The following is a 21,748-nucleotide window of genomic DNA, read 5'->3' as shown; positions in this document are numbered from 1 at the left end:
TACCCTTCAATCTGTCTGCCCGGAAGGACTTCCCATGAAGCTGCGCACGACGACGAGCGCTCACCTCCGCGAGACGGCGGCACCTTCCGCGGCGGCCGCAGCGGAGGCCGCGGGCACCGGTACACAGACGCTCGCCGCCGAGCTCGCGGCGGCCCTCGGCGCCGAGGCCGTGACGACGCGGCCCCTCGACCTGCACGCGAAGGCCCATGATGCCTCGCACTACCTGCTCGTCCCGAGCGTCGTCGCCGCCCCGCGCACGGACCGGGACATTGCGAGCCTCCTCGCCGCTTGCGCGCGGCACGATACCCCCGTGACCTTCCGCTCCGGAGGTACGAGCCTGTCCGGCCAGGCGATCACGGCGGGCGTCCTCGCGGACACGCGCCGCAACTTCTCCGGCCTCGAGGTGCTCGGCGGCGGCGCGTCCGTGCGCGTCCAGCCGGGCGTGACGGTCCGCGCCGTCAACGCGCGCCTCGCCCGGCACCACCGCGCGCTCGGGCCGGACCCGGCGAGCGAGATCGCGTGCACGATCGGCGGCGTCGTGGCCAACAACTCCTCCGGCATGCACTGCGGCACCGAGGCCAACACGTACCGGACCCTGAAATCCATGCGGTTCGTCCTGCCCTCGGGGACCGTGATCGACTCCGGCGACCCCGCGGCGTCGTCCGAATTCGCCAGCCGCGAGCCCGCGCTCCACGAGGGCCTCGCACGGCTGGGGCAGCGGATCCTCGCCTCGACGGACTCGGTCGCACGGATCCGCCACCAGTTCTCGATGAAGAACACCATGGGCTACGGGCTCAACGCGTTCCTGGACTTCGAGGACCCTCTCGACATCTTCGTTCACCTCGTGATCGGTTCCGAGGGCACGCTCGCGTTCGTGGCGGAGGCCGTGTTCGACACGGTCGAGGTCAAGCCCCACATCGCCACCGGCCTCCTCGTCTTCCCCGGCGTGGGCGCCGCCGCTGCGGCGATCCCGGAGCTCGTCGCAGCCGGCGCGGACACCGCGGAGCTCATGGATGCCGTGTCCCTGCGGGTTTCCTCGCGCCTCTCCGACTGCCCCGAGGAGATCCGGACTCTGGACCTCTCCGACCCGGCGGGGCTGCTCGTCGAGCTCGCCGCCTCGAGTCCCGAGGAACTGGCGGACCGGGCCAGCGCCGCCACGCGGCTGTTCGCGGGCCTCGGGCTCGCCCGGCCCGTCGCCATGACGCGGGACGCCCGCGAGCGCGCCGCCCTGTGGAAGGTCCGCAAGGGCCTCTACTCGACCGTGGCGAGCGCGCGCCCGTCCGGCACGAGCCAGCTCCTCGAGGACATCGCCGTTCCAGTCCCGGCCCTCGCAGGCACCTGCCACGACCTCGCGGGGCTCCTGGCCGACCACGGCTACCGCGACCCCGTGATCTTCGGCCATGCCAAGGACGGCAACCTCCACTTCATGCTCAACGAGGATTTCTCCACGGGCGACACGAGCAGGTACGAGGACTTCACCGAGGACCTTGTCGATCTCGTGCTCGGCGCCAGCGGGACCCTCAAGGCCGAGCACGGTACCGGCCGCATCATGGCCCCGTACGTGCGCCGCCAGTACGGCGACGAGCTGTACGAGGTCATGAAGGAGGTCAAGCGCCTCGCAGACCCGCGCGGCATCCTCAACCCGGGCGCCGTCCTCTCCGACGACCCCCGCTCGTACCTGGCTGACCTCAAGGTCACTCCCGCGGTCGAGGAGGAAGTGGACCGCTGCGTCGAGTGCGGGTACTGCGAGCCAGTGTGCCCGTCCCGCTCGCTCACCCTCACCCCGCGCCAGCGCATCACGCTCCGCCGCGACGCTGAGCAGGCCCGCGCCGAGGGCAACGAGGAGCTCGCGCGGCAGATCCTCGACGGCTACGACTACAGCGGTGTCTCGACGTGCGCCGTCGACGGTATGTGCGGCACGGCGTGCCCCGTGGGCATCAACACCGGCGACCTCGTCCGCCGCGTGCGCGCCGAGGAGGCCGGCCGCATCGAGTCCGCGGCGTGGAACGCCGCGGCGCACGCGTGGGGCGCGGCGTCGCGCGTCGGGGGAGCGGCGCTGAGTTCCGCGAAGGCCCTCCCGTCCGCCCCCCTCGAGGGGGTCACGCGCGTCGCGCGGAAGCTGCTCGGCGAAGAGATCCCGATGTACGACGGCGGGCTGCCGGGCGGCGGCGTCGCGCGTCCCCGGCGGCGCGACGACGCCGCGGAGGCCGTGCTCTTCTCGGCGTGCATCGGCACGATGTTCGGACCCGAGGAGGGTGGCCACCCCGGCGGCGCCACCGGTGCGTTCCTTGACGTGTGCGACCGGGCCGGGGTGCGGCTGCGCACCTCCGAGGGCGTCGGCTCGATGTGCTGCGGGACGCCGTGGAAGTCCAAGGGCATGACGCTGGGCTGGGAGCACATGCGCTCGATCGTGGTACCTGCGCTTCTCGAGGCGACCGAGGGCGGGCGCCTGCCGATCGTGGTCGACGCCTCCTCGTGCGCCGAGGGCCTCGCGATCATGCTCCGCTCGGCCGCCGAGGGCTCCGGGCTGAGGGTCGTGGACGCGATCGAGTTCGCCGCGGGGCTCCTGCCGCGGCTCGAGGTGAGCTCGCGGATCCCGTCCGTGGCGCTCCACCCCACCTGCTCGGGCACCATCGCCGGGACCACGCCGCAGCTCGCCGCGATCGCCGGGCACATCGCGGACGAGGTCTTCACTCCGCTCGAGGCCGGCTGCTGCGGCTTCGCGGGAGACCGCGGCCTTCTGCACCCCGAGCTCACGGCCTCGGCCACGGCCCCCGAGGCGGGCGGCCTCGCGGAGGCCGAGCGCGAGCGTGGCGGGCGCTTCGCCGAGTACGCATCATCGAACCGGACGTGCGAGATCGGCCTGACCCGGGCTACCGGGCGCCCGTACCGGCACATCCTGGAGTTGCTCGCAGAGGCGACGCGCCCCTGACGCGGTGGGCGCCCCGCCCTCCCGAACCATAGTGTGGGTGTGATCACCCGCACATTGCTATGCTATGGTCAGACCACATGGGCCAGCGACGCATCCGCGTCCGGGCCGAGAGAGGACACCATGAAGATCGCGCTCTTCGCGACCTGCATCGTCGACGCCATGTACCCGCGCGTCGCGGAGGCCACGGTGGAGATCCTGGAGCGGCTCGGACACGAGGTCGTGTTCCCGTCCGGCCAGGCCTGCTGCGGCCAGATGCACGTCAACTCGGGCTACCTGCGCGAGGCGCTGCCCGTCGTCGAGAACCACGTCCGCACGTTCGAGGCTGGCTTCGACTCCGGGGAATTCGACGTCGCGGTGGCGCCCTCCGGGTCGTGCGTCGCTTCGGTCAAGCACCAGCACGCCATGGTCGCGGATTGGGCGGTGGAGCACGGCATGAAGGGCGCCGACTCCACCCTTGCGGGCCGTGCCGACGCCGTGGGCGCCCGCACGTACGAGCTCGCCCAGCTCCTCACGGACGTCCTCGGCGTCACCGACGCGGCCGCCCAGCTCGGCTCCTACCTCCCCGGCACCATCACGTACCACCCGTCCTGCCACGGCATGCGCCTGCTCCACCTCGGCGACCGCCAGCGCGGCCTGCTCGCCTCGGTCGAGGGGCTCGACGTGCTCGACCTCCCCGAGGCTGACCAATGCTGCGGGTTCGGCGGCACGTTCTCGATCAAGAACGCGGACGTCTCCTCGGCGATGCTCGCGGACAAGGTCGCCAACATCTGCGGCACCGGGGCCGGGGCCTGCGCGGGCGGCGACGCGAGCTGCCTCATGCACATCGGCGGCGGCCTCTCCCGCGAGAGGCGCACGACGCCGTCCGGTCGCCCCGTGCGGACCGTCCACCTTGCGGAGGTGCTCGCCTCGACGCGGGAAAGCCCTCTCATGTTCGACGGTGAGCTTGCCCTCGCCGGTACCCCTGGAGGTGCGCGATGACCGCCGTCAGCCTTGGAATCCCTGCCGTTCCTCCCCGCGGCTTCGGCAACATCTCCGAGCTCGAGCCGTTCCCGAAGTACGCGAAGCGCGAGCTCGGCAACGCCCAGCAGCGCCGGAACCTCACCCACGCGACCCACACGATCCGGGACAAGCGGCTCAAGGTCGTCTCCGAGCTGCCCGACTGGGAGGCCCTGCGGGACGCGGGCTCCGCGATCAAGACCGAGGCCATGGAACGCCTGCCCGAGCTGCTCGCGCAGTTCGAGGAGCAATTCACGGCCCGCGGCGGGACGGTCCACTGGGCCAGGGACGCGGCCGAGGCGAACCGGATCGTGGAGGAGCTGATCCGGGCCGCAGGTCCGGACGAGACAGGTCCGGACGAGAACAGTGGGGCCACCGAGGTGGTCAAGGTCAAGTCCATGGCCACGCAGGAGATCGGGCTCAACGAGTACCTCGAGGAGCGTGGAATCGCGGCGTTCGAGACGGACCTCGCGGAGCTCATCGTCCAGCTCGGCCACGACAAGCCGAGCCACATCCTGGTTCCCGCGATCCACAAGAACCGCACCGAGATCCGCGACATCTTCCTGCGGGAGATGCCCGGCGTCGACCCGGATCTGACCGATGAGCCGCGCCGCCTCGCGATGGCCGCCCGCGCGCACCTGCGTGCCAAGTTCCTCTCGGCGCGAGTCGCGATCTCGGGTGCCAACTTCGGCATTGCCGAGACCGGCACCCTCGGCGTCGTCGAATCCGAAGGCAACGGGCGCATGTGCCTTACGCTGCCCGAGACCCTCATCACCGTCATGGGCATCGAGAAGGTCCTGCCGCGCGCTGAGGACCTGGGCGTTTTCATGCAACTGCTGCCGCGGTCCTCTACCGGGGAGCGCATGAACCCCTACACGTCGTTGTGGACCGGGGTGACCCCTGGCGACGGCCCACAGAACGTCCACGTGGTGATCCTCGACAACGGCCGCACCCGGGCGCTCGCGGACCGCCACGGGCGCTCCGCGCTGCACTGCATCCGCTGCTCGGCATGCATGAACGTGTGTCCCGTGTACGAGAGGGCCGGCGGCCACGCCTACGGGTCCACGTACCCCGGCCCGATCGGAGCGATCCTGTCCCCGCTGCTCACGGGCATCGAGGCCGAGGAGAACAAGTCCCTGCCCTACGCGTCCTCGCTGTGCGGGGCGTGCTTCGACGCCTGCCCGGTGAAGATCAACATCCCCGAGATCCTCGTGCACCTGCGCGGCGAGGACGTCGAGGAACGGCGGTCCAAGCCTGGTGCGCGGCGCCTGCCCTCGCAGTTCGACCTCGCCATGACCGGCGCGTCCTGGGCGATGTCCGACGGCGCGCGCATGGGCCTGCTCGAACGCGGCCTCCCGCTGGGGAAGGTCGCCGCCGGGCGCGATGGGGTCATCTCAAAGCTGCCCGGCATCGGTGCCGGCTGGACGCAGAGCCGCGACATCCCCGCCCCGCCCGCGGAGTCGTTCCGGCAGCAATGGAAGAAGCGAGACGGCAGTCGGCCGGCAACGGATCACGCAGCAACCGAAGGGGAGAGCAAGTGAGCGCGCGCGACGACATCCTGGCCAGGATCCACGCGGCCCTCGGCACCGCCCCCGCCGAGGTCACCCCGGGTGCGGCCGAGGTCACCCCTGGTGGTGCCGAGGTCACCTCTGGTGGTGCCGAGGTCACCCCGGGTGGCGCTGAGGTCACCCCGGGTGGCGGCGAGGTCACCTCTGGTGGCGCTGAGGTCACCCCGGGTGGCGCTGAGGTCACCCCGGGTGGCGGCGAAGTCACCCGGCCGTATCGCACGACGTCGGGGCTCGCCCAGGACGAGCTCGTCGCCATGCTGGTCGATCGCCTCGAGGACTACAAGGCGAGCGTCGAGATCGTGGGCCGGGACGGCCTCGTGGAGGCCATCAGGGTGCGGCTCGACGGGAAGACCTTCGTCGCGCCCGCCGGGCTTCCCAGCGAGTGGCTGCACTCGAGTCTCGCCGAGCACGCGGTGACGGATTCGCGGGAGGCCCCGCTCGGCGTCGACCGCCTCGATGCGCTCGACGCGGTCGTGACGAGTTCCGCGGTGAGCGTCGCCGAGACCGGCACGATCGTCCTCGACGGGTCGCCGGACCAGGGGCGGCGTGCGATCTCGCTCGTGCCGGACCACCACGTGTGCGTGGTCCCGGCCGAGACGATCGTGGGCCTCGTTCCCGAGGGCTTCGCGCGGCTCGACATTACGCGCCCGCTCACCCTCATCTCGGGGCCGAGCGCAACGAGCGACATCGAACTCGAGCGCGTCGAGGGCGTCCACGGCCCCCGAATCCTGGATGTCTTGATCGTCCGCTAGTCTGAGCCCGGCTGGGCCCATGGGCACCCTTGTGACTTCAACGGAGAAGGATAGAGACGTTATGGCTGATATTTTGTGGTTTTCCGAGCTCGGCATGGGCGATGTGGACCGGGTGGGTGGAAAGAACGCTTCTCTGGGGGAGCTCTTCAGCAATCTGTCCGCAGCCGGCGTGAGCGTCCCGCCGGGCTTCGCGACCTCCGCAGAGGCCTTCAGGGAGTTCCTGCGCGGTGCCCGCCTCGAGGAGACGATCGATCAGGCCCTCGTGGGGCTCGATACGGACGACGTCGCGGCGCTGGCCGCCGCTGGGACGAAGATCAGGGCGGCGATCACCTCCGCGCCGTTCCCCGAGCAGTTCGAACGCGAGGTCCGCGACGCGTACGCGGACCTCGCGGGGCGCGAGGCCTCCGGCACGGCGACGGTCTCCTGGGCTGTCCGGTCCAGTGCCACGGCGGAGGACCTGCCGGACGCCTCGTTTGCGGGGCAGCAGGAGACCTTCCTGAACGTGACGGGCATCGAGAACATCCTCACCGCGATCAAGGACGTCTTCGCGTCGCTGTACAACGATCGCGCCATTGCCTACCGGGTTCACCACGGCTTCACGCACTCCGAGGTGGCGATCTCGGCGGGCGTGCAGAAGATGGTCCGCTCCGATGTCGGCGCCTCCGGCGTCATGTTCACGATGGACACGGAGTCCGGGTTCCGGGACGCCGTGTTCATCACGTCCTCGTACGGTCTGGGCGAGGCCGTGGTGCAGGGCGCGGTCAACCCGGACGAGTTCTACGTGCACAAGCCCGGCCTGCTCGCGGGGCGCCCCGCGATCCTCAAGCGAGGCCTGGGCGAGAAGGCCGTCAAGATGGTCTACTCCGACGCTGCGGGCGGCGGCGCGACGGTCGAGTTCACCGACGTGGCCAAGGGCGAGCGCGGTCGGTTCAGCATCACTGATGACGAGGTCCAGGAACTTGCCAGGCAGGCGGTGAAGATCGAGGAGCACTACGGGCGCCCGATGGACATCGAGTGGGGCAAGGACGGGGTTGACGGGAAGCTCTACATCCTTCAGGCCCGCCCGGAGACCGTGCAGTCCCGCACCTCCACGAGCACCTCCACCCGGTACCGGCTCCACGAGACGGGGCCCCTCCTCGCGGAGGGGCGCGCCATCGGGCAGCGGATCGGCGCGGGGAAGGTGAAGATCCTCCGTTCGCTCGAGCAGATGGCCCAGTTCGAGGCGGGGGACGTGCTCGTGGCGGACATGACCGATCCCGACTGGGAGCCGATCATGAAGCGCGCCGCGGCGATCGTCACCAACCGGGGCGGGCGCACGTGCCACGCGGCCATCATCGCCCGCGAGCTCGGGATCCCCGCCGTCGTCGGCACAGGCGATGCCACCCAGATGCTCGCCGAGGGCAGCTCCGTCACGGTCTCCTGCGCGGAGGGCGAGACGGGCTTCATCTACGACGGCCTCCTGGACTTTGCGATCGAGGAGAGTGAGCTGGGCGCCTTCGCCGAGCTCCCCGTGAAGATCATGATGAACGTCGGTACGCCCGATCAGGCCTTCACGTTCTCCAAACTCCCGCACGATGGGATCGGGCTGGCCCGGCTCGAGTTCATCATCAACCGTCAGATCGGGATCCACCCCAACGCCTTGCTGGCCCTCGAGAAGGACCCGTCGCACCGTCAAGAGGGTCTCACGGACGCGACCGTCACGCGGATTCAGGAGCGGATCAGCGCCTACCCCGGGCCCCGTGACTACTACGTCATGCGTCTGGCCGAGGGTATGAGCATGCTCGCCGCGGCATTCGCGCCGCAGCCCGTCATCCTGCGGCTGTCCGACTTCAAGTCCAACGAGTACGCGAACCTGCTCGGCGGCCCGGCTTTCGAGCCGAACGAGGAAAACCCCATGCTCGGGTTCCGTGGGGCCTCGCGGTACCTGTCCGCGGACTTCCGCGCCGCATTCGAGCTCGAGTGCGAGGCCGTCAAGTACGTGCGGGACACCATGGGACTGACCAACGTCCAGCTCATGGTGCCCTTTGTCCGCACGCTCGAGGAGGCCTCGGGAGTCATCGAGCTGCTCGGGGAGAACGGACTCAAGCGCGGCGACAACGGCCTCAAGATCATCATGATGTGCGAGCTCCCCGTCAACGCACTGCTCGCCGACGAGTTCCTCGACTTCTTCGACGGGTTCTCGATCGGGTCCAACGACCTGACACAGCTGACGCTCGGCCTCGACCGCGACTCGGCCCTCGTCGCAGACCGGTTCGATGAGCGCAACCCGGCCGTGAAGAAGCTCTTGAGCCTGGCCATCAGCGCGTGCAAGGCGCGCGGGAAGTACGTGGGCATCTGCGGTCAGGGTCCCAGCGACCACCCGGATCTCGCGGACTGGCTCGTGGCCGAGGGCATCGACTCGATGTCCCTCAACCCCGACACGGTGGTCGACACCCGGATGCGCCTGGCCGGAGCGGCCCGGTAGGTCTGGCACAGGCCAACCTCCTCCGTGCGGCCCGGCCCACCCCCGGCCCCCCCCCGCCCCCAAAACCCAAGCCCGCCCCCCCCCCCCCCCCCCCCCCCGCCCCCCCCCCCCCCCCCCCCCCCACGGCGACCTATGACCCAAGGCAGGAACACCGTGAAAGATCAGCGCGACCGGCCAGTCTTCTTCCTCTCCGACGGAACGGGGATTACAGCCGAGACGTTCGGCAACACGCTGCTCACCCAGTTTCCGCAGGAATCCTTCGCCCGAGAGACCGTTCCCTTCATCTCGACTCCCGAGCTCGCCTATCAGGTGGTGGCGACCATCAACGAGCTTGCATCGCTCGGCCCGCTCCCCCTGATCTTCTCCACGGCCGTGAACACCGGCATCCGGGCGATCCTCTCCACCGCGAGCGCGCACTTCATCGACCTGCTCGGGGGACACGTCGGCGAGCTCGAGCGCGCTCTCGGCACCCAGGCGAGCGGGGAACTCGGAAAGGCCCACGGCCAGGGCAACGTTCTGCGGTATCAGTCGCGGATGGCGGCGGTCGAGTACGCGATCGAGCACGACGACGGGCAGTCCATCCGGGCGCTTGAGAACGCCGAACTCATCCTGATCGCCCCCTCCCGGTGCGGCAAGACGCCCACCACCATGTACTTGGCCCTGCAGCACGGGATCCTTGCCGCCAACTTCCCACTCGTCGACGAGGACTTCGAGCGGGGGGAGCTGCCGGCCCCCCTCCTGCCGCACGTCGGGAAGTGCTTCGGCCTCTCCTCGACCCCCCTGCGCCTGCACCAGGTGCGCACCGGGCGAAGGCCCCGGTCGCAGTACTCGTCCCTCCAGCAGTGCGGCTACGAGCTGCGCAGCGCCGAGGCCCTCTACCTCGGCCATGGCATTCCGCACGTCAACTCGAGCGTGATGTCTGTCGAGGAGATGGCCGCGACCATCCTCCAACGGATGCACCTCCACCACTGAGCCGCTACCCAAGCCCCCGACGTGCGCCCTCGGCGACCTCCGCGAGTTCCGCGAGTCTGCTGACCCGGGCGATTTCCGCCGGGGTGAAGGGGACCCCGGGCCGGATCAGCACGAGCGGTTCGTCCCATGGCGTCGGGATCCGCAGGACGGTCCCCGCCGCGTGCCAGTCATCCGGAAGGGCACGCTCGGCGGGCACTATCTGGGCGCCCACGAGCTCGGCAGCCGCGTAACGAAGCTCCGCCGGGGCCTCTGCGACCTGCGCCGCGAGCGAGAGTGCACGGGTCGGCCCGTCGATGAGTGCCAGCGGCGTGGTCGGCCAGGCGCGCGGTGCCTCGCCTCCCCCCTCTGCGAGCGCCTCGAGCAGGTCGGCCTCTGTCAGCCCGCCGGGTGCGGACAGCACGAGCTCATCCACGACTCCGCTGCGGACGGGCTGCGCCTGGATCGCGAGGATGTTCACGCCCAGCCGCGCCAGCGCGTGCGTGAGGTGCTCGAGCGCGCCGGGGGAGTCGGACAGGGTGGCCCGGGCTCGCCACAAGGCGGGTGCGACGGCAAGCTCGCGCCGCCTCCGCAGCGCCGGCGCGTGCAGCCACGAGCGGAAGATCCGCCGGACGCCCGGCTCGGCGACCCAGATCACCAGTGCCGTCGAGGCGATCCCGAGCAGGACGACCTGTACCGCCACGGGCCAGTGTGTCTCGAGCAGGAGAGCGTTGGCTGAGAGCTCGATCGGCAGCGTGGCGAGGATGTTCGCGAGCGTTGCCCTGAGCTTGGCTGGCTCCGGGTACCGGCCACACACTTCGCAGGCCAGCTCGGATGGAGGGGGCGTGTGCGTGAAGGTGCTCATGCACCCTATCCAAACGGAATGCTGTTTCGCCCGGATTGCCGGGGCGTTTAAGCTCGACGCCGCGTGGCCGGCACCCGCAGCCGTCGCACCCGGCCGGCCACGCGCCGTCGTGCGCCGTGCCCTGCCACCCTCAGAAGGGAACCCTCGCCGACGCCTCCCGCGGTCCGCCACCGCGCGGCCTGCGGATCGCCTTCACGAGGGGCTCGACGAAGCGCGCCGCAAGCGGGCCGATGATGGCCATGAGGAGCACGTAGGCGGTGGCGAGGGCCGCGAGCTCGCTGTTGACAGCACCCGTGGTGACCGCAAGGCCGGCGATGACGATCGAGAACTCGCCGCGCGCGATGAGAGCTGCACCCGCGCGCGCCCGGCCCGGTACAGCCACGCCTGCCCGGGCGGCCGCCCACCACCCTGTCGCGATCTTCGTCGCCGCGGTGACGAGCGCGAGTAGGAGGGCCCAGCCCAGAACGGGAGGGATCGTCGTGGGATCCGTGTTGAGGCCGAACGCGACGAAGAAGATCGCCGCGAAGAGGTCCCGCAGCGGCTCGAGGAGACGGGAGGCGAGGTGGGCCGTCGTGCCCGAGATCGCGATGCCGAGCATGAACGCGCCCACCGCCGCGGAGACCTGCATCGCCGACGCGATGCCCGCCACCAGCAGGGCGAGGCCGAGGACGTTCAGGAGGAACACCTCGGAGTTCTCGCTGTGCACCGCCTTGGAGACGCGGTGTCCATGCCGGAGCGCGACGAAGAAGACGACCGTCACGACCACGAGCGAGATCCCGACGGTCTGGAGGCCGCCGAGGAAGCTCACGCCAGCGAGGGTCGCGGTGAGGATGGGCAGGTAGATCGCCATCGCGAGGTCCTCGAAGACGAGGACAGCGAGTATGGTGGGCGTCTCGCGGTTGCCGAGACGACCGAGGTCCGTGATGACCTTGGCGACGATTCCCGATGACGATATATACGTCACGCCTCCCATGACGAGCGCGCCGACGCCGCCCCAGCCGAGCATGAGTGCGATCCCGGCGCCCGGGAGGAAGTTCAGCACGAGGTCCATGACCCCGGCCTGCCACGACTTCCTGAGGCCCGTGAACAGCTCCCGCGCTGTATATTCCAGTCCAAGCATTAGCAGGAGGAGGATCACGCCGATCTCGCCCGACAAATGCGCGAAGTCCCGCACATGGCCCAGGTCGACGAGGCCGCCTGCGCCGAACACCAGCCCGCCGATGAGGTACAGCGGGATCGGCGACATGCCGATCCGAGCGGCGAGCCGTGCCAGGAGGCCCAGCGCGAAGACGACCGCCCCCAGCTCGATCAGTGTCAGGGCGAGTGGGTCCATCGCGGCTCAGCCGTTGCGGAGGATCGTGGCGGCCTGGTCGAGGCCCTCCTCGGTGCCGACCGCGACAATGAGGTCGCCGACGTGCAGGACGACGTCTGGCCCCGGCGATGCGAGCACCTCGCCCTCCCTCATGATCGCCACAATGGAGACGCTCGTGCGCGTCCGGATCTGGGCCTTGCCCATGGGATGGCCGCGGAACGGGGACTCGGCGGCGATGTGGAACTGCCGCGTCGAGATGCCGGGCAGGTCACGGTGCTCTTCGGTGAGCTGCATGACGATCCGCTGGCCGCCGAGCAGGTTCCCGAGGGTCGCGGCCTCCTCGCCTGTGAGAGGGATGCTTGCCTGACACGTGTCCGGATCGTCCCAGGCGGAGATGATGAGCTCGGTCTCGCCGTCGCGGTGGGTGACGACCCCGAGTCTGCGGCCCGACTGTGTCATGAAGTCCTTGCGGACCCCGAACCCGGGCAGGTCCGTCTCGTCAACGTTCATGGCTCAACTCTAGTGCGCGGCGTGGCACGTGAGACCGGAAGACGGCGCAGCCCGGCGCCGGCCGGACGAGTGCGCGGGGTCAGGGCGCGGGATCAGGCCACGGGCACGACGGCGGTCGCGACCCGGGCAGGCGGCTTGACCGGAAGCAGCACGAGAAGCCCCGCGAGGAGCACGACCATGATCCCCAGGACCCCCCAGCGCTGCGCCTCGCCTGCGGCGACGAACGGGGTCGCGATCGTGATGCACAGGCTGAACAGCGTGGGGGCGAGGAAGCTCGCGGCCCTCCCGGTCGTCGCATACAGGCCGAAGAGCTCGCCAGCCTCGCCGTCGGGCGCGAGCCGCGCGAGGTAGGCCCGGGCGGCGGACTGGGCCGGCCCCACGAAGAGGCACAGGAACAGGCCGAAGACCCAGAACGTCACGGTGCCTGTCCAAGTGAATCCGCCGAGCTCGTAGGTCCCCTTGCCCAGGACGAGGATGGATGTCCCCGCGATGAGCAGCCCGACGAGGGAACCCATGATCACGCGCTTGGGCCCCAGACGGTCGTCCAGGAACCCTCCCGCAATGGCGCCGACCGCCGCGACGATGTTCCCGAAGATAGCGAAGAAGATGACCTGGGAGAGCGTGAAGCCGAACGTGCCTGCGGCGATGACGCCGCCGAAGGTGAAGACGGCCGCGAGCCCGTCGCGGAAGACCGCCGAGGCCACGAGGAAGTAGATCGTGTGGGGGCTGGTCTTCCAGATCGCGCGGATCCGCCGGAACAGGAGCCCGTAGGAGGCGACGACGCCGAGCCGGGCCGCGGGCTGCCGCGGGACCTCGGGTACCGCGAACATCACCGGGAGCGAGAAGACGATGATCCACAGCATCGAGAACACGGCCACGAGGCGGATGTTCAGAGAATCCCCGGTCGAGGCGCCGAACCAGGGGAACGCGGGCTGCACGAACAGCGCGAGCACGAGGAGCAGCGCGACGATTCCGCCGAAGTACCCCGCGGACCAGCCGAGCCCGGAGATCCGGCCGATGGTCCTGGGGGTGGCGATCTGCTCGAGCATCGCGTTGTAGTTCACGCCCGCGAGCTCGCTGAAGACGTGCCCTGCGGCGATCAGGGAGGCGCCGTAGAGGAGGAACTCGGGGCGGGGGAAGGCGAAGAAGCACAGGCCCGTGAGGAGCGCGACCACGCCGGTGTGGACGCCGAGCCACAGCTTGCGCCGCCCGCCGGCGTCGGAGCGCTGGCCGGCCACCGGTGCGATGAGCGCGATGCCGAGCCCAGCGGCGCCGAGGCAGGCCCCGAGCACGGCGGAGGCATGGTCCTCGCCGCCGAACGCCTTGGACGTGAGGTAGACCGTGAAGACGAACGTGGTCATGACGGCGTTGAAGGCCGCCGACCCCCAGTCCCACGAGGCCCACGCCAATACCTGGCCGCGCCGCACAGGCGCAGTGTGCCGTTCGAGTTCGGAGACACCGGACGCGTGCATACCCCGAACTCTAGCCGGTGCCGGCGGGCCGGCGCCCGGCACGCCAACCGAGGCGATTGATAGACTGCCCGAGCCGAACCCAACTGATATGCCGCCATACCCAACGCGTGGAAAATTGAACCTCCAACCGAGCGGAGTCGCCCGTGCTGCCAGTACTCGCCCTGCACTTTGCGGTGGCGGCTGGCGCGCCGTGGATCTTCCGCCGGCTCGGGCGGGCGGCGTTCTTCCTCCTCGCCGCGGTGCCGGCCGGTTCTCTCGTCTGGCTGGTGCTCCAGCACGGCGCGGCGTACAGCGGTGGCGTCGTTGAATCCTGGGACTTCATCCCGACTCTGGGCGTCCAGATGGCGTTCCGGCTCGATCCGCTGGCCTGGGTGGTCTGCCTCCTCGTCCTGGGTGTGGGCTCTCTCGTGCTGTTGTACTGCGCGCGCTACTTCAAGCGCGACGACGCTGGGCTCGGCGGCTTCGGAGGCCAGATGCTCGCGTTCGCGGGAGCCATGTTCGGCCTCGTCGCGGCGGACGACCTCATCGGCATGTTCGTCTTCTGGGAGCTCACGTCCGTCCTCTCGTACCTCCTCATCGGGTACGCCAACGTGCGCCTCTCGGCACGCCGCTCGGCCCTCCAGGCCCTGATCGTCACGACCGCCGGCGGCCTCGCGATGCTCATCGGACTCGTCCTTCTCGGCCACGCCGCGGGAACCTACCGCATCTCTGGGCTCCTGGAGAAGGCACCCGCGCTCGTCGCAGACCCGGCTACTGCGGGCGCGGTCGCCGCGGGTGCCGTCCTCGTGCTGGTGGGTGCGCTCAGCAAGTCCGCGCTCATCCCGTTCCACTTCTGGCTGCCGGCGGCCATGGCGGCACCGACGCCGGTCTCGGCGTTCCTGCACGCGGCCGCCATGGTCAAGGCCGGCGTCTACATCGTGGCCCGCCTCGCTCCGGGCCTCGCCGAGACGCCCTACTGGCAGCCTGTGGTCCTGGGCTTCGGCCTCGCGACGATGCTGCTGGGCGGGTACCGCTCGCTGCGCCAGACCGACATCAAGCTCATCCTCGCGTTCGGCACCGTGAGCCAGCTCGGGTTCATGATCGCGATCGTGGGCCTCGGAACCGCCTCGGCCGCGCTCGCGGGCCTCGCGATGGTCGTGGCCCACGCGCTGTTCAAGGCGGCGCTGTTCCTCGTGGTGGGCATCATCGACCACCAGACTGGCACCCGGGACCTCCGCCGGCTCTCGGGCGTATTCCGCCGCTCGCGCGCCCTCGCGGTCACGGGAGCCCTCGCCGCGGCGTCGATGGCCGGCCTTCCCCTGTTCGGCGGCTTCGTGGCCAAGGAAGCCGTCTTCGACGCCTTCGACCACGCCCCGCTCGGGGCGGGCTGGCGCGACGTCATGCTCATCGGGTTTGCGCTCGGATCCGCCCTCACCGTCGCCTACAGCGCCCGCTTCGTGTGGGGCGCGTTCGCCCTCAAGCCCGGCATGCCGGACACCCCGTTCAAGCCCACCCCGCCGCTGTTCGTCGCCCCTCCGGCGGTGCTCGCGCTCGCGGGCCTCGTCTATGGGCTGTGGCCGGGCCCGGTGGATTCGTGGGTCGGTCCGTACGCCGCCGACGTCGCAGCGGGGGCGGCCGCCGTGACGCACGACGCCGCCCGGGCGGCTGCCGCCGGGATCGGCGGGGTACCGCACCTCGCGGTGTGGCACGGCGTCGGACTTCCCCTCGCCTTCTCCGCGGCGGGCTGGCTCATCGGCGCGCTCCTGTTCGCGGCGCGCGGCGCCGTGGAGCGTGCGCAGTCCCGCCTCGGCGTGCCCGTGGACGCCGAGCGCGGCTACCGGGCGATCATCGGCGCCACGGATGATGTGGCCATCTGGGTCACGGGCCGCACCCAGCGCGGCTCGCTGTTCTTCTACCTCGCCGTGATCCTGGCCGTCGCGGCGCTCGTGCCCATCGCGGCACTCCTGGCCGGCGGTGCGCCGTTGCCGGGGCCGGACCGGATCACGCTTGTGGATCCTGGCTCGCCGCTCACGCCCGTGATCGGCGTCGCGATCGTCGTCGCCGCGCTCGCCGCGCTCAGGGCCAACAAGCGCTTCCTCGCCGTGCTCATGGTGTCCGTCACGGGATACGGCATCTCGCTCATCTTCGCGCTGCAGGGCGCGCCGGATCTGGCCCTCACCCAGATGCTCGTCGAGACGATCGTGCTCGTCGCGTTCATCCTCGGGATGCGCGGCCTCCCGCCGCAGCTGCGGGACCGCATGGGAGGGAGATACCGCGTGGCCCGCATCGTCATCGCCCTTGTCTTCGGCACGGTGATGGTGCTCGCGGCGCTCGTGGCCATGGACGCGCGCATTGCGGAGCCTGTCTCCCTGCACTTCGCGGACCTGGCCTACACCGGGGGCGGCGGTCTCAACATCGTCAATGTGACCCTCGTGGACCTGCGGGCGTGGGACACGTTCGGAGAGGTCTCTGTCCTCGCGCTCGCTGCGACGGGGGTGGCGAGCCTTATCTTCATCAGGCACAGCGGCGGCAGGCTCGGGGACACGGCGGACGTCCCGACGGGCAGCATCGGCCGCATGCGCGGTGTCGACAAGCGATCGCGGGGCGGCGCCGAGCTCGCCGTCGCGCGCACGTTCGCGACCATCACGCGCGACGCCTGGCTCGTTGCAGGGCGGACCCTCGCGCCCGAGCGGCGATCGATCATCTTCGAGGTCATCACTCGGCTCATCTTCCACTCGCTGGTGGTCTTCTCGGTGTACATCCTCCTCGCCGGGCACAACTTCCCCGGCGGGGGCTTCGGAGGTGGGCTCCTCGCGGGCCTCGCACTGACCGTCCGCTACCTCGCCGGCGGCCGCTTCGAGCTGCACGAGGCAGCCTCTGTTGGGCCCGGCGTCCTCCTCGGCACGGGCCTCGGGACTGCCGCACTCTCCGGGGCCGTACCCCTGGCCCTCGGCGGCCAGATGTTCCAGAGCGCGATCGTCGAGCTCTGGCTGCCCGTCTTCGGCGACGTCAAGTTCGTGACCTCCACGATCTTCGACATCGGCGTCTACCTCGTGGTGGTAGGCCTCGTCGTCGACGTGCTGCGCAGCCTCGGCTCGCGCATCGATGAACAGCTCGAGGTGGGGCAGAAGGAAGGGGCCGGGAAGGTCCGCAGAGAACGCGCCGGCGAGGAGGCCGCCAGATGACCATCAACCTCACCCTGACGGTCGTCGCCGGACTCCTGTTCGCCGCCGGCATCTACCTGCTGCTCGAACGGTCGCTCACGCGGGTGCTCCTGGGGCTCATGCTCCTGACCAACGGCGCGAACGTCCTCCTGCTCGCGACCGGGGGTAAAGCCGGGCTCGCCCCGCTGATCGTCAAGGGTGCTGACCCCTCCGCGTACAACGACCCGCTGCCGCAGGCCCTCATCCTGACCTCGATCGTGATCTCGTTCGCTGTGACGGCCTTCATGCTCGCCCTCATCTACCGGACGTGGCAGCTTGGCCGGGGGGACATCGTCGCGGACGATATCGAGGACCGCCGCGTGGCCGCGCAGCCCAGCTGGCATGCGGAGGACGATGCCGACGTTCCCGTCGACCTCTCGGAGTTCCCCATCCCCGAGGCCGCTGCCGCCGCGGACCGCGAGGCGCTCGCGATGCTCGATCCGAGGACCCACGCGGCACAACGGAAGGAGGCCACGCGAGAGTGAACATCGCCAGCCTCGCACCGCTCGCCGTCGCCCTTCCGATCCTCGGGGCCGCCCTCGCGTTCCTCCTGCTGCGGCAGCAGCGCGCCCAGCGCACCGTCACCATCTCCGTGCTCGCGCTGACGCTTGCGCTCGAGGTGCTGCTCCTGCTCTCGGTGTGGGACGGCGGCACCTCTGCCGTGACGATCGGCGGGTGGGCCCCTCCGTTCGGCATCACGATGGTCGTGGACCAGTTCTCCTCGCTCATGCTGGTCATCTCGACCACGGTGAGCCTCGCCGTCCTGGTCTACGCCACGGCGCAGGGCGTGGCCGACGGGGACAAGGACGGTCCCATCTCGGTGTTCCACCCCAGCTACATGATCCTCGTGGCGGGCGTCTCCAACGCGTTCCTCGCCGGGGACCTCTTCAACCTCTACGTCGGGTTCGAGATCCTCCTCACCGCAAGCTACGTCCTCCTGACGCTCGGAGGGACGGGGCCGCGCATACGCGCGGGGGTGACGTACGTCGTCGTGAGCGTTGTCTCGTCGCTGCTGTTCCTCATTGCGATTGCCATGGTCTATGCCGCGACCGGAACCGTGAACATGGCGGACCTCGCAGTCAAGCTGGGCCAGCTGGACCCGGGAACGCAGCTGCTCCTGCACTCGATGCTGCTGGTGGGGTTCGGCATCAAGGCTGCCGTGTTCCCCCTGTCCCTGTGGCTTCCGGACTCCTACCCCACCGCACCGGCACCCGTCACGGCCGTGTTCGCGGGCCTCCTGACGAAGGTCGGCGTCTACGCGATCATCCGCACCGAGACGCTCCTCTTCCCCGGTGACGCGCTCAATGTCCCGCTCATGGTCGTGGCACTCGCCACGATGGTCGTGGGCATCCTGGGCGCCCTGGCCCAGACGGACATCAAGAGGCTCCTGTCCTTCACGCTCGTGAGCCACATCGGGTACATGGTCTTCGGCGTGGCCCTGGGCTCGGTCCTCGGGCTGGCCGCTGCGGTCTTCTACGTGGTGCACCACATCACCGTCCAGACCTCCCTCTTCCTCGTCGCGGGGCTCGTCGAGCGGCGCGGCGGTTCGTCGTCGATCGACCGGCTCGGCGGACTGGCGAAGCTCTCGCCCGTGCTCGCGCTCCTCTACTTCCTCCCTGCGATGAACCTCTCGGGCATCCCACCGCTGTCCGGGTTCCTCGGGAAGCTCGGCCTCCTCCAGGCGGGCGTGCAGCTCGGTACGCCGCTCGCGTTCGTGCTCGTGGCCGCCGGCGTCGTCGTGAGCCTACTGACCCTGCTCGCGATGGCCCGCGTGTGGAGCCGCGTGTTCTGGCGGCGCGCCGAGGACGCCGTGTCACCCGCGCCTACGCTGCTCCAGCCGGCCGCGGCCAACGCGATGCCGGTGCCGATGCTCAGCGCGACGGCGGGACTCGTCGTCGTCGGCCTCGCCCTCACGGTGTTCGCTGGGCCGCTGTACCGGCTCAGCCAACAGGCCGCGGGGGAGATGCTGGACCGGTCGCCGTACATCTCCGCTGTCCTCGGCACGGAGGCGTCGGACGCCGCACGGGCCCAGTTCACCCCGGGAGGCCACCGATGAAGCACTCGAGGAACCCGCTGCGGATCGAAGTCCCTCTGCTCGCCTGGCTCGTGATCATCTGGGGGGCCCTGTGGCAGGACTTCTCGCCCGGGAATCTGCTGTTCGGCGCGATCATCGCGCTCATCGTGACCCGGCTCTTCTACCTTCCGCCCGTCGGGCTGAGCGGGAGGTTCAACGTACTGCACGCCGTGCGCTACTCGTTTGTGTTCGTGTGGCACGTCGCCGTCGCGAGCTTCGAGCTCCTGTGGCTCGCCCTTGCCAAGGGCCCGCGCGTCCGCAGCGCCGTCGTCGCCGTCCCCCTGCGCAGCCACACCGACCTTATGGTGACCGCGACCGGCCACGTCACCTCGCTCGTTCCGGGCTCGATGGTGGTCGACGTCGACCGGGCCAACGCGACGCTCTATGTCCACTTCATCAACGTCGAGGACGCCGCCGGTGCCGAGCGGGTGCGCCGTGAGGTGCTCGACGCCGAGGCCGAGCTGATCCGCATCATGGGTACCAAGGAGGAGCTGGCGCTGGTCAACGAAGAGCACCACCTCGAGCGGATGATGTCCGCGGAGCGGGGCGAGGGAGGGACCCGATGAGCGGGGCCAGCGCGATGGTGATGCCCTGGGTCCTCGGGATCTGCAGCGTGCTGCTCTCCCTTGCGGCCTTCGGCGCGATCCTCCGCATGATCAAGGGGCCCGCGCTGCTGGACAGGGTGCTCGCTGCGGACGTGCTCCTCGCGGTCGTCGCCTCGGCCCTGTGCGTCGATATGGCCGCCAATCGCCACACCAACAACATCGCACTCGTCGTGGCGATCACGATCATCGGCTTCATCGGCTCGGTCACGGTGGCACGGTTCGTGCAGGACAGGAGGCGCCCATGAGCGCCGATGCCGTGGACACCGCCCTCACCTGGACCGCCGCCGTGCTGATGGTTCTCGGATCGGCGATGTCCCTCGCGGCGGCGATCGGGGTGCTGCGTTTCCCGGACCTCATCACGCGCATGCACTCCGCGACCAAGCCACAGGTCTTCGGGTCGCTGCTCCTTCTCACGGCCGCGGGCCTGCAGTGGCGCACGTGGTCCCTCGTGCCGCTGCTCGTGGTTGCCTGGATCTTCCAGCTCCTGACGGTCCCCGTCTCGGCGCACATGGTGGGCCGTGCCGGCTACCGGACCAAGCACTACGACCGGTCGCGCCTCTCGGTCGACGAGCTCGAGGAGGTCGTGGCGCGGGTCGAGCAGGAACACGGATCGGACAACGACGCCCCCTAGCGTCCAGGGGTCATCTTCTGGGGGTCACCTTCCGGAGGTCACCGAGTGCGGGTTCCGCGCGGCGGGCGCACGACGGCGAGTGGCGGCGTCGTGCGACTTCCGCACCTGCCCGGGACGCCGCGGTGCCACGCCCTACGCGCGCATGAGCCCGGCCACCGTACGAAACTCCACAGCTCTCCGGAGCCGGAGGTAGCGACACGCCGGTCAATCGGGGCGACGCGCGGTGGGTTGAAGCCTAAAGCTGGGGAAACCTGCACCGTCGGTCAGGGAAGGCGACCCACCGAACTGGAACGGGGGGTTCAGGTGAGCTCGGGGGTCTTCTTGAAGTTTGCGATCGCGCGCTGCGTGTACCGCTGCGCCAGAGTCTGGATCACGGCACCCACTCCGGCCGAGACAAGTGCGAACACGAGCGTGTCCCGCAGGCTCTCCTCGAGGTTGGTCGCGTCCTTCGGAGGCTTGTTCCCGGTGCCCTTCTCCCATGCGAAGTCGACGAGCTTGGTCGCAACGATTCCCGCGCCAATGCTGATGGCCGTACCGAGGAGCTTGATGAGGATGCTCATGGTGGCCAGCCTAACGTGACCGTGCGCCGATCAGGGCGGACCCTCCCGCCACGCCGGTCCCGCGCGTCCGGACACGACGTACAATGGGCTTCACCAACGACAGGGGAGCGTCGCCCCCAAGCCGGCACCGAGCCGGTCCGGGAGCAGGGCGCTGAGAGTGCGGGCTACCGCAGACCCTCGAACCTGCTCCGGCTAGTACCGGCGAAGGGAGTCGAGTTCTCAAGGCAGCTGCGGCTGCCCTCCCCTCCTGCCTCCAGGAGGAACTGCAATGTCTGGAACCACTGGCACCGCGCCCGCCAAGTACACGTGGCGCGTCGTCGACATCGTCGTGGCCGCCGTCGTCTCGGTGGCTTGCGGTGTCATCTTCTGGCTCTGGGATCAGGGCTACGTGGGTGTCGAGGCCGCAACGGCCGCGTTCGCCCCGCTCGGCGGCCTCTACGCGGGCGGCTGGGTCATCGCGGGCGTGCTCGGCGGGCTCATCATCCGCAAGCCGGGCGCCGCGCTGTTCTGCGAGATCGTCGCAGCCGTGGTCGAGGCGCTCCTCGGCTCCCAGTTCGGCCTCGCGGTGCTCCTCTCCGGCCTCGTCCAGGGTGCCGGCGCCGAGGCTGCGTTCGCGATCTTCCGCTACCGCCGCTGGAACCTCGGCGTCGCGCTGCTTGCCGGCGCCCTCTCGGGCCTCGCGCTCGGCGTCTCCGAGGTCATCATCTACTTCCCCGAGTGGGAGTTCGGCTGGCAGGCTGTCTACACCGTGCTCGCCGTCCTCTCCGGTGCTGTCATTGCTGGCCTGCTGAGCTGGCTCGCTGTGCGGGGCCTCGCGAAGACGGGCGCACTCTCGGCGTTCGCGGCCGGGCGCGCTGCGGACGTCTGACGTGCCGGA

General features: G+C 70.1%; 18 protein-coding genes and 1 riboswitch. Of the genes, 13 read left to right on the top strand and 5 right to left on the bottom strand.

Annotated elements, in window-relative coordinates; genetic code table 11:
- Positions 1-34 precede the first annotated feature (34 nt).
- The 6 genes from RBS60_RS15825 to RBS60_RS15800 all read left to right on the top strand — a co-directional run bounded on the left by RBS60_RS15825 (position 35) and on the right by RBS60_RS15800 (position 9,684).
- A complete protein-coding gene (locus tag RBS60_RS15825) occupies positions 35-2,932 on the top strand; it encodes an FAD-binding and (Fe-S)-binding domain-containing protein (RefSeq protein WP_307958547.1) in 2,898 nt (965 codons plus the stop codon).
- 120 nt (positions 2,933-3,052) lie between these two features.
- Positions 3,053-3,910, top strand: a complete 858-nt coding sequence (locus RBS60_RS15820) for a (Fe-S)-binding protein (RefSeq protein ID WP_307958546.1) — start codon at positions 3,053-3,055, stop codon at positions 3,908-3,910.
- Positions 3,907-5,469: a lactate utilization protein B gene (locus RBS60_RS15815; protein WP_307958545.1), complete on the top strand. Its 1,563-nt coding sequence runs from the start codon at positions 3,907-3,909 to the stop codon at positions 5,467-5,469. Before RBS60_RS15820 ends, RBS60_RS15815 begins: the two co-directional genes overlap by 4 nt.
- A complete protein-coding gene (locus RBS60_RS15810; protein ID WP_307958544.1) occupies positions 5,466-6,248 on the top strand; it encodes an LUD domain-containing protein in 783 nt (260 codons plus the stop codon). The genes RBS60_RS15815 and RBS60_RS15810 overlap by 4 nt, the downstream gene beginning before the upstream one ends.
- Before the next feature lie 61 nt (positions 6,249-6,309).
- On the top strand, positions 6,310-8,712 hold the full coding sequence (gene ppsA / locus RBS60_RS15805) for a phosphoenolpyruvate synthase (RefSeq protein WP_307958543.1): 2,403 nt from the start codon (positions 6,310-6,312) through the stop codon (positions 8,710-8,712).
- Between the two features lie 132 nt (positions 8,713-8,844).
- Positions 8,845-9,684 carry a pyruvate, water dikinase regulatory protein gene (locus RBS60_RS15800; RefSeq protein ID WP_369045506.1) on the top strand — a complete coding sequence of 280 codons (840 nt, stop codon included), beginning with the start codon at positions 8,845-8,847 and terminating at the stop codon, positions 9,682-9,684.
- A 4-nt stretch (positions 9,685-9,688) separates the two neighbouring features.
- On the opposite strand, the gene RBS60_RS15795 is transcribed toward RBS60_RS15800, so the two are convergent.
- The 4 genes from RBS60_RS15795 to RBS60_RS15780 all read right to left on the bottom strand — a co-directional run bounded on the left by RBS60_RS15795 (position 9,689) and on the right by RBS60_RS15780 (position 13,819).
- Entirely contained in the window at positions 9,689-10,525 is an 837-nt protein-coding gene (locus RBS60_RS15795; protein ID WP_307958540.1) for an amino acid-binding protein, read from the bottom strand.
- A 130-nt stretch (positions 10,526-10,655) separates the two neighbouring features.
- A complete protein-coding gene (locus RBS60_RS15790) occupies positions 10,656-11,858 on the bottom strand; it encodes a cation:proton antiporter (RefSeq protein ID WP_307958539.1) in 1,203 nt (400 codons plus the stop codon).
- Positions 11,859-11,864: 6 nt separating this feature from the next.
- A complete protein-coding gene (locus RBS60_RS15785; RefSeq protein WP_307958538.1) occupies positions 11,865-12,347 on the bottom strand; it encodes a cation:proton antiporter regulatory subunit in 483 nt (160 codons plus the stop codon).
- Between the two features lie 92 nt (positions 12,348-12,439).
- Positions 12,440-13,819, bottom strand: a complete 1,380-nt coding sequence (locus RBS60_RS15780) for an MFS transporter (RefSeq protein ID WP_307958537.1) — start codon at positions 13,817-13,819, stop codon at positions 12,440-12,442.
- Between the two features lie 143 nt (positions 13,820-13,962).
- Between RBS60_RS15780 and RBS60_RS15775 the strand changes: the two genes are divergently transcribed.
- Genes RBS60_RS15775 through mnhG form a run of 6 tightly spaced genes read left to right on the top strand, consistent with a single transcriptional unit; the run spans position 13,963 to position 20,311 of the window.
- Positions 13,963-16,983 carry a Na+/H+ antiporter subunit A gene (locus RBS60_RS15775; protein WP_307958536.1) on the top strand — a complete coding sequence of 1,007 codons (3,021 nt, stop codon included), beginning with the start codon at positions 13,963-13,965 and terminating at the stop codon, positions 16,981-16,983.
- Positions 16,980-17,486, top strand: coding sequence for a Na(+)/H(+) antiporter subunit C (locus RBS60_RS15770; RefSeq protein WP_307958535.1), 507 nt, complete (start codon positions 16,980-16,982; stop codon positions 17,484-17,486). The genes RBS60_RS15775 and RBS60_RS15770 overlap by 4 nt, the downstream gene beginning before the upstream one ends.
- Positions 17,483-19,057 carry a Na+/H+ antiporter subunit D gene (locus tag RBS60_RS15765; protein WP_307958534.1) on the top strand — a complete coding sequence of 525 codons (1,575 nt, stop codon included), beginning with the start codon at positions 17,483-17,485 and terminating at the stop codon, positions 19,055-19,057. Before RBS60_RS15770 ends, RBS60_RS15765 begins: the two co-directional genes overlap by 4 nt.
- Positions 19,054-19,641 (top strand): Na+/H+ antiporter subunit E, encoded by a 588-nt coding sequence (locus RBS60_RS15760; RefSeq protein WP_307958533.1) that lies wholly within the window; start codon positions 19,054-19,056, stop codon positions 19,639-19,641. Before RBS60_RS15765 ends, RBS60_RS15760 begins: the two co-directional genes overlap by 4 nt.
- Complete coding sequence (locus tag RBS60_RS15755; RefSeq protein WP_307958532.1) at positions 19,638-19,925, top strand: monovalent cation/H+ antiporter complex subunit F; 288 nt, start codon at positions 19,638-19,640, stop codon at positions 19,923-19,925. Before RBS60_RS15760 ends, RBS60_RS15755 begins: the two co-directional genes overlap by 4 nt.
- Positions 19,922-20,311 (top strand): monovalent cation/H(+) antiporter subunit G, encoded by a 390-nt coding sequence (gene mnhG / locus RBS60_RS15750; RefSeq protein WP_307958531.1) that lies wholly within the window; start codon positions 19,922-19,924, stop codon positions 20,309-20,311. The genes RBS60_RS15755 and mnhG overlap by 4 nt, the downstream gene beginning before the upstream one ends.
- A gap of 299 nt (positions 20,312-20,610) precedes the next feature.
- Here the strand turns inward: mnhG and RBS60_RS15745 are convergent, their stop codons facing one another.
- Entirely contained in the window at positions 20,611-20,871 is a 261-nt protein-coding gene (locus RBS60_RS15745; RefSeq protein ID WP_307958530.1) for a DUF4235 domain-containing protein, read from the bottom strand.
- Between the two features lie 91 nt (positions 20,872-20,962).
- Positions 20,963-21,098, top strand: a riboswitch (TPP riboswitch).
- A 41-nt stretch (positions 21,099-21,139) separates the two neighbouring features.
- On the opposite strand from RBS60_RS15745, the gene RBS60_RS15740 reads away from it, so the two are divergent.
- Positions 21,140-21,739 (top strand): ECF transporter S component, encoded by a 600-nt coding sequence (locus RBS60_RS15740; RefSeq protein ID WP_307958529.1) that lies wholly within the window; start codon positions 21,140-21,142, stop codon positions 21,737-21,739.
- The last annotated feature ends 9 nt before the right edge of the window (positions 21,740-21,748 follow it).

The organism is Sinomonas sp. ASV486 (genome assembly GCF_030908215.1).
Taxonomy (GTDB): domain Bacteria; phylum Actinomycetota; class Actinomycetes; order Actinomycetales; family Micrococcaceae; genus Sinomonas; species Sinomonas puerhi.
The sequence above is the reverse complement of the archived record's forward strand: the minus strand, read 5'-3'. Positions and strand labels throughout refer to the sequence as shown.

Coding starts and splice junctions, on each gene's coding strand:
- RBS60_RS15785 (WP_307958538.1), bottom strand. CDS start 12,347: ATGAACGTTGACGAGACGGACCTGCCCGGGTTCGGGGTCCGCAAGGAC.
- RBS60_RS15770 (WP_307958535.1), top strand. CDS start 16,980: ATGACCATCAACCTCACCCTGACGGTCGTCGCCGGACTCCTGTTCGCC.
- RBS60_RS15740 (WP_307958529.1), top strand. CDS start 21,140: ATGTCTGGAACCACTGGCACCGCGCCCGCCAAGTACACGTGGCGCGTC.
- RBS60_RS15795 (WP_307958540.1), bottom strand. CDS start 10,525: ATGAGCACCTTCACGCACACGCCCCCTCCATCCGAGCTGGCCTGCGAA.
- RBS60_RS15800 (WP_369045506.1), top strand. CDS start 8,845: ATGACCCAAGGCAGGAACACCGTGAAAGATCAGCGCGACCGGCCAGTC.
- RBS60_RS15755 (WP_307958532.1), top strand. CDS start 19,638: ATGAGCGGGGCCAGCGCGATGGTGATGCCCTGGGTCCTCGGGATCTGC.
- RBS60_RS15815 (WP_307958545.1), top strand. CDS start 3,907: ATGACCGCCGTCAGCCTTGGAATCCCTGCCGTTCCTCCCCGCGGCTTC.
- RBS60_RS15760 (WP_307958533.1), top strand. CDS start 19,054: ATGAAGCACTCGAGGAACCCGCTGCGGATCGAAGTCCCTCTGCTCGCC.
- RBS60_RS15790 (WP_307958539.1), bottom strand. CDS start 11,858: ATGGACCCACTCGCCCTGACACTGATCGAGCTGGGGGCGGTCGTCTTC.
- RBS60_RS15745 (WP_307958530.1), bottom strand. CDS start 20,871: ATGAGCATCCTCATCAAGCTCCTCGGTACGGCCATCAGCATTGGCGCG.
- ppsA (WP_307958543.1), top strand. CDS start 6,310: ATGGCTGATATTTTGTGGTTTTCCGAGCTCGGCATGGGCGATGTGGAC.
- mnhG (WP_307958531.1), top strand. CDS start 19,922: ATGAGCGCCGATGCCGTGGACACCGCCCTCACCTGGACCGCCGCCGTG.
- RBS60_RS15780 (WP_307958537.1), bottom strand. CDS start 13,819: ATGCACGCGTCCGGTGTCTCCGAACTCGAACGGCACACTGCGCCTGTG.
- RBS60_RS15820 (WP_307958546.1), top strand. CDS start 3,053: ATGAAGATCGCGCTCTTCGCGACCTGCATCGTCGACGCCATGTACCCG.
- RBS60_RS15825 (WP_307958547.1), top strand. CDS start 35: ATGAAGCTGCGCACGACGACGAGCGCTCACCTCCGCGAGACGGCGGCA.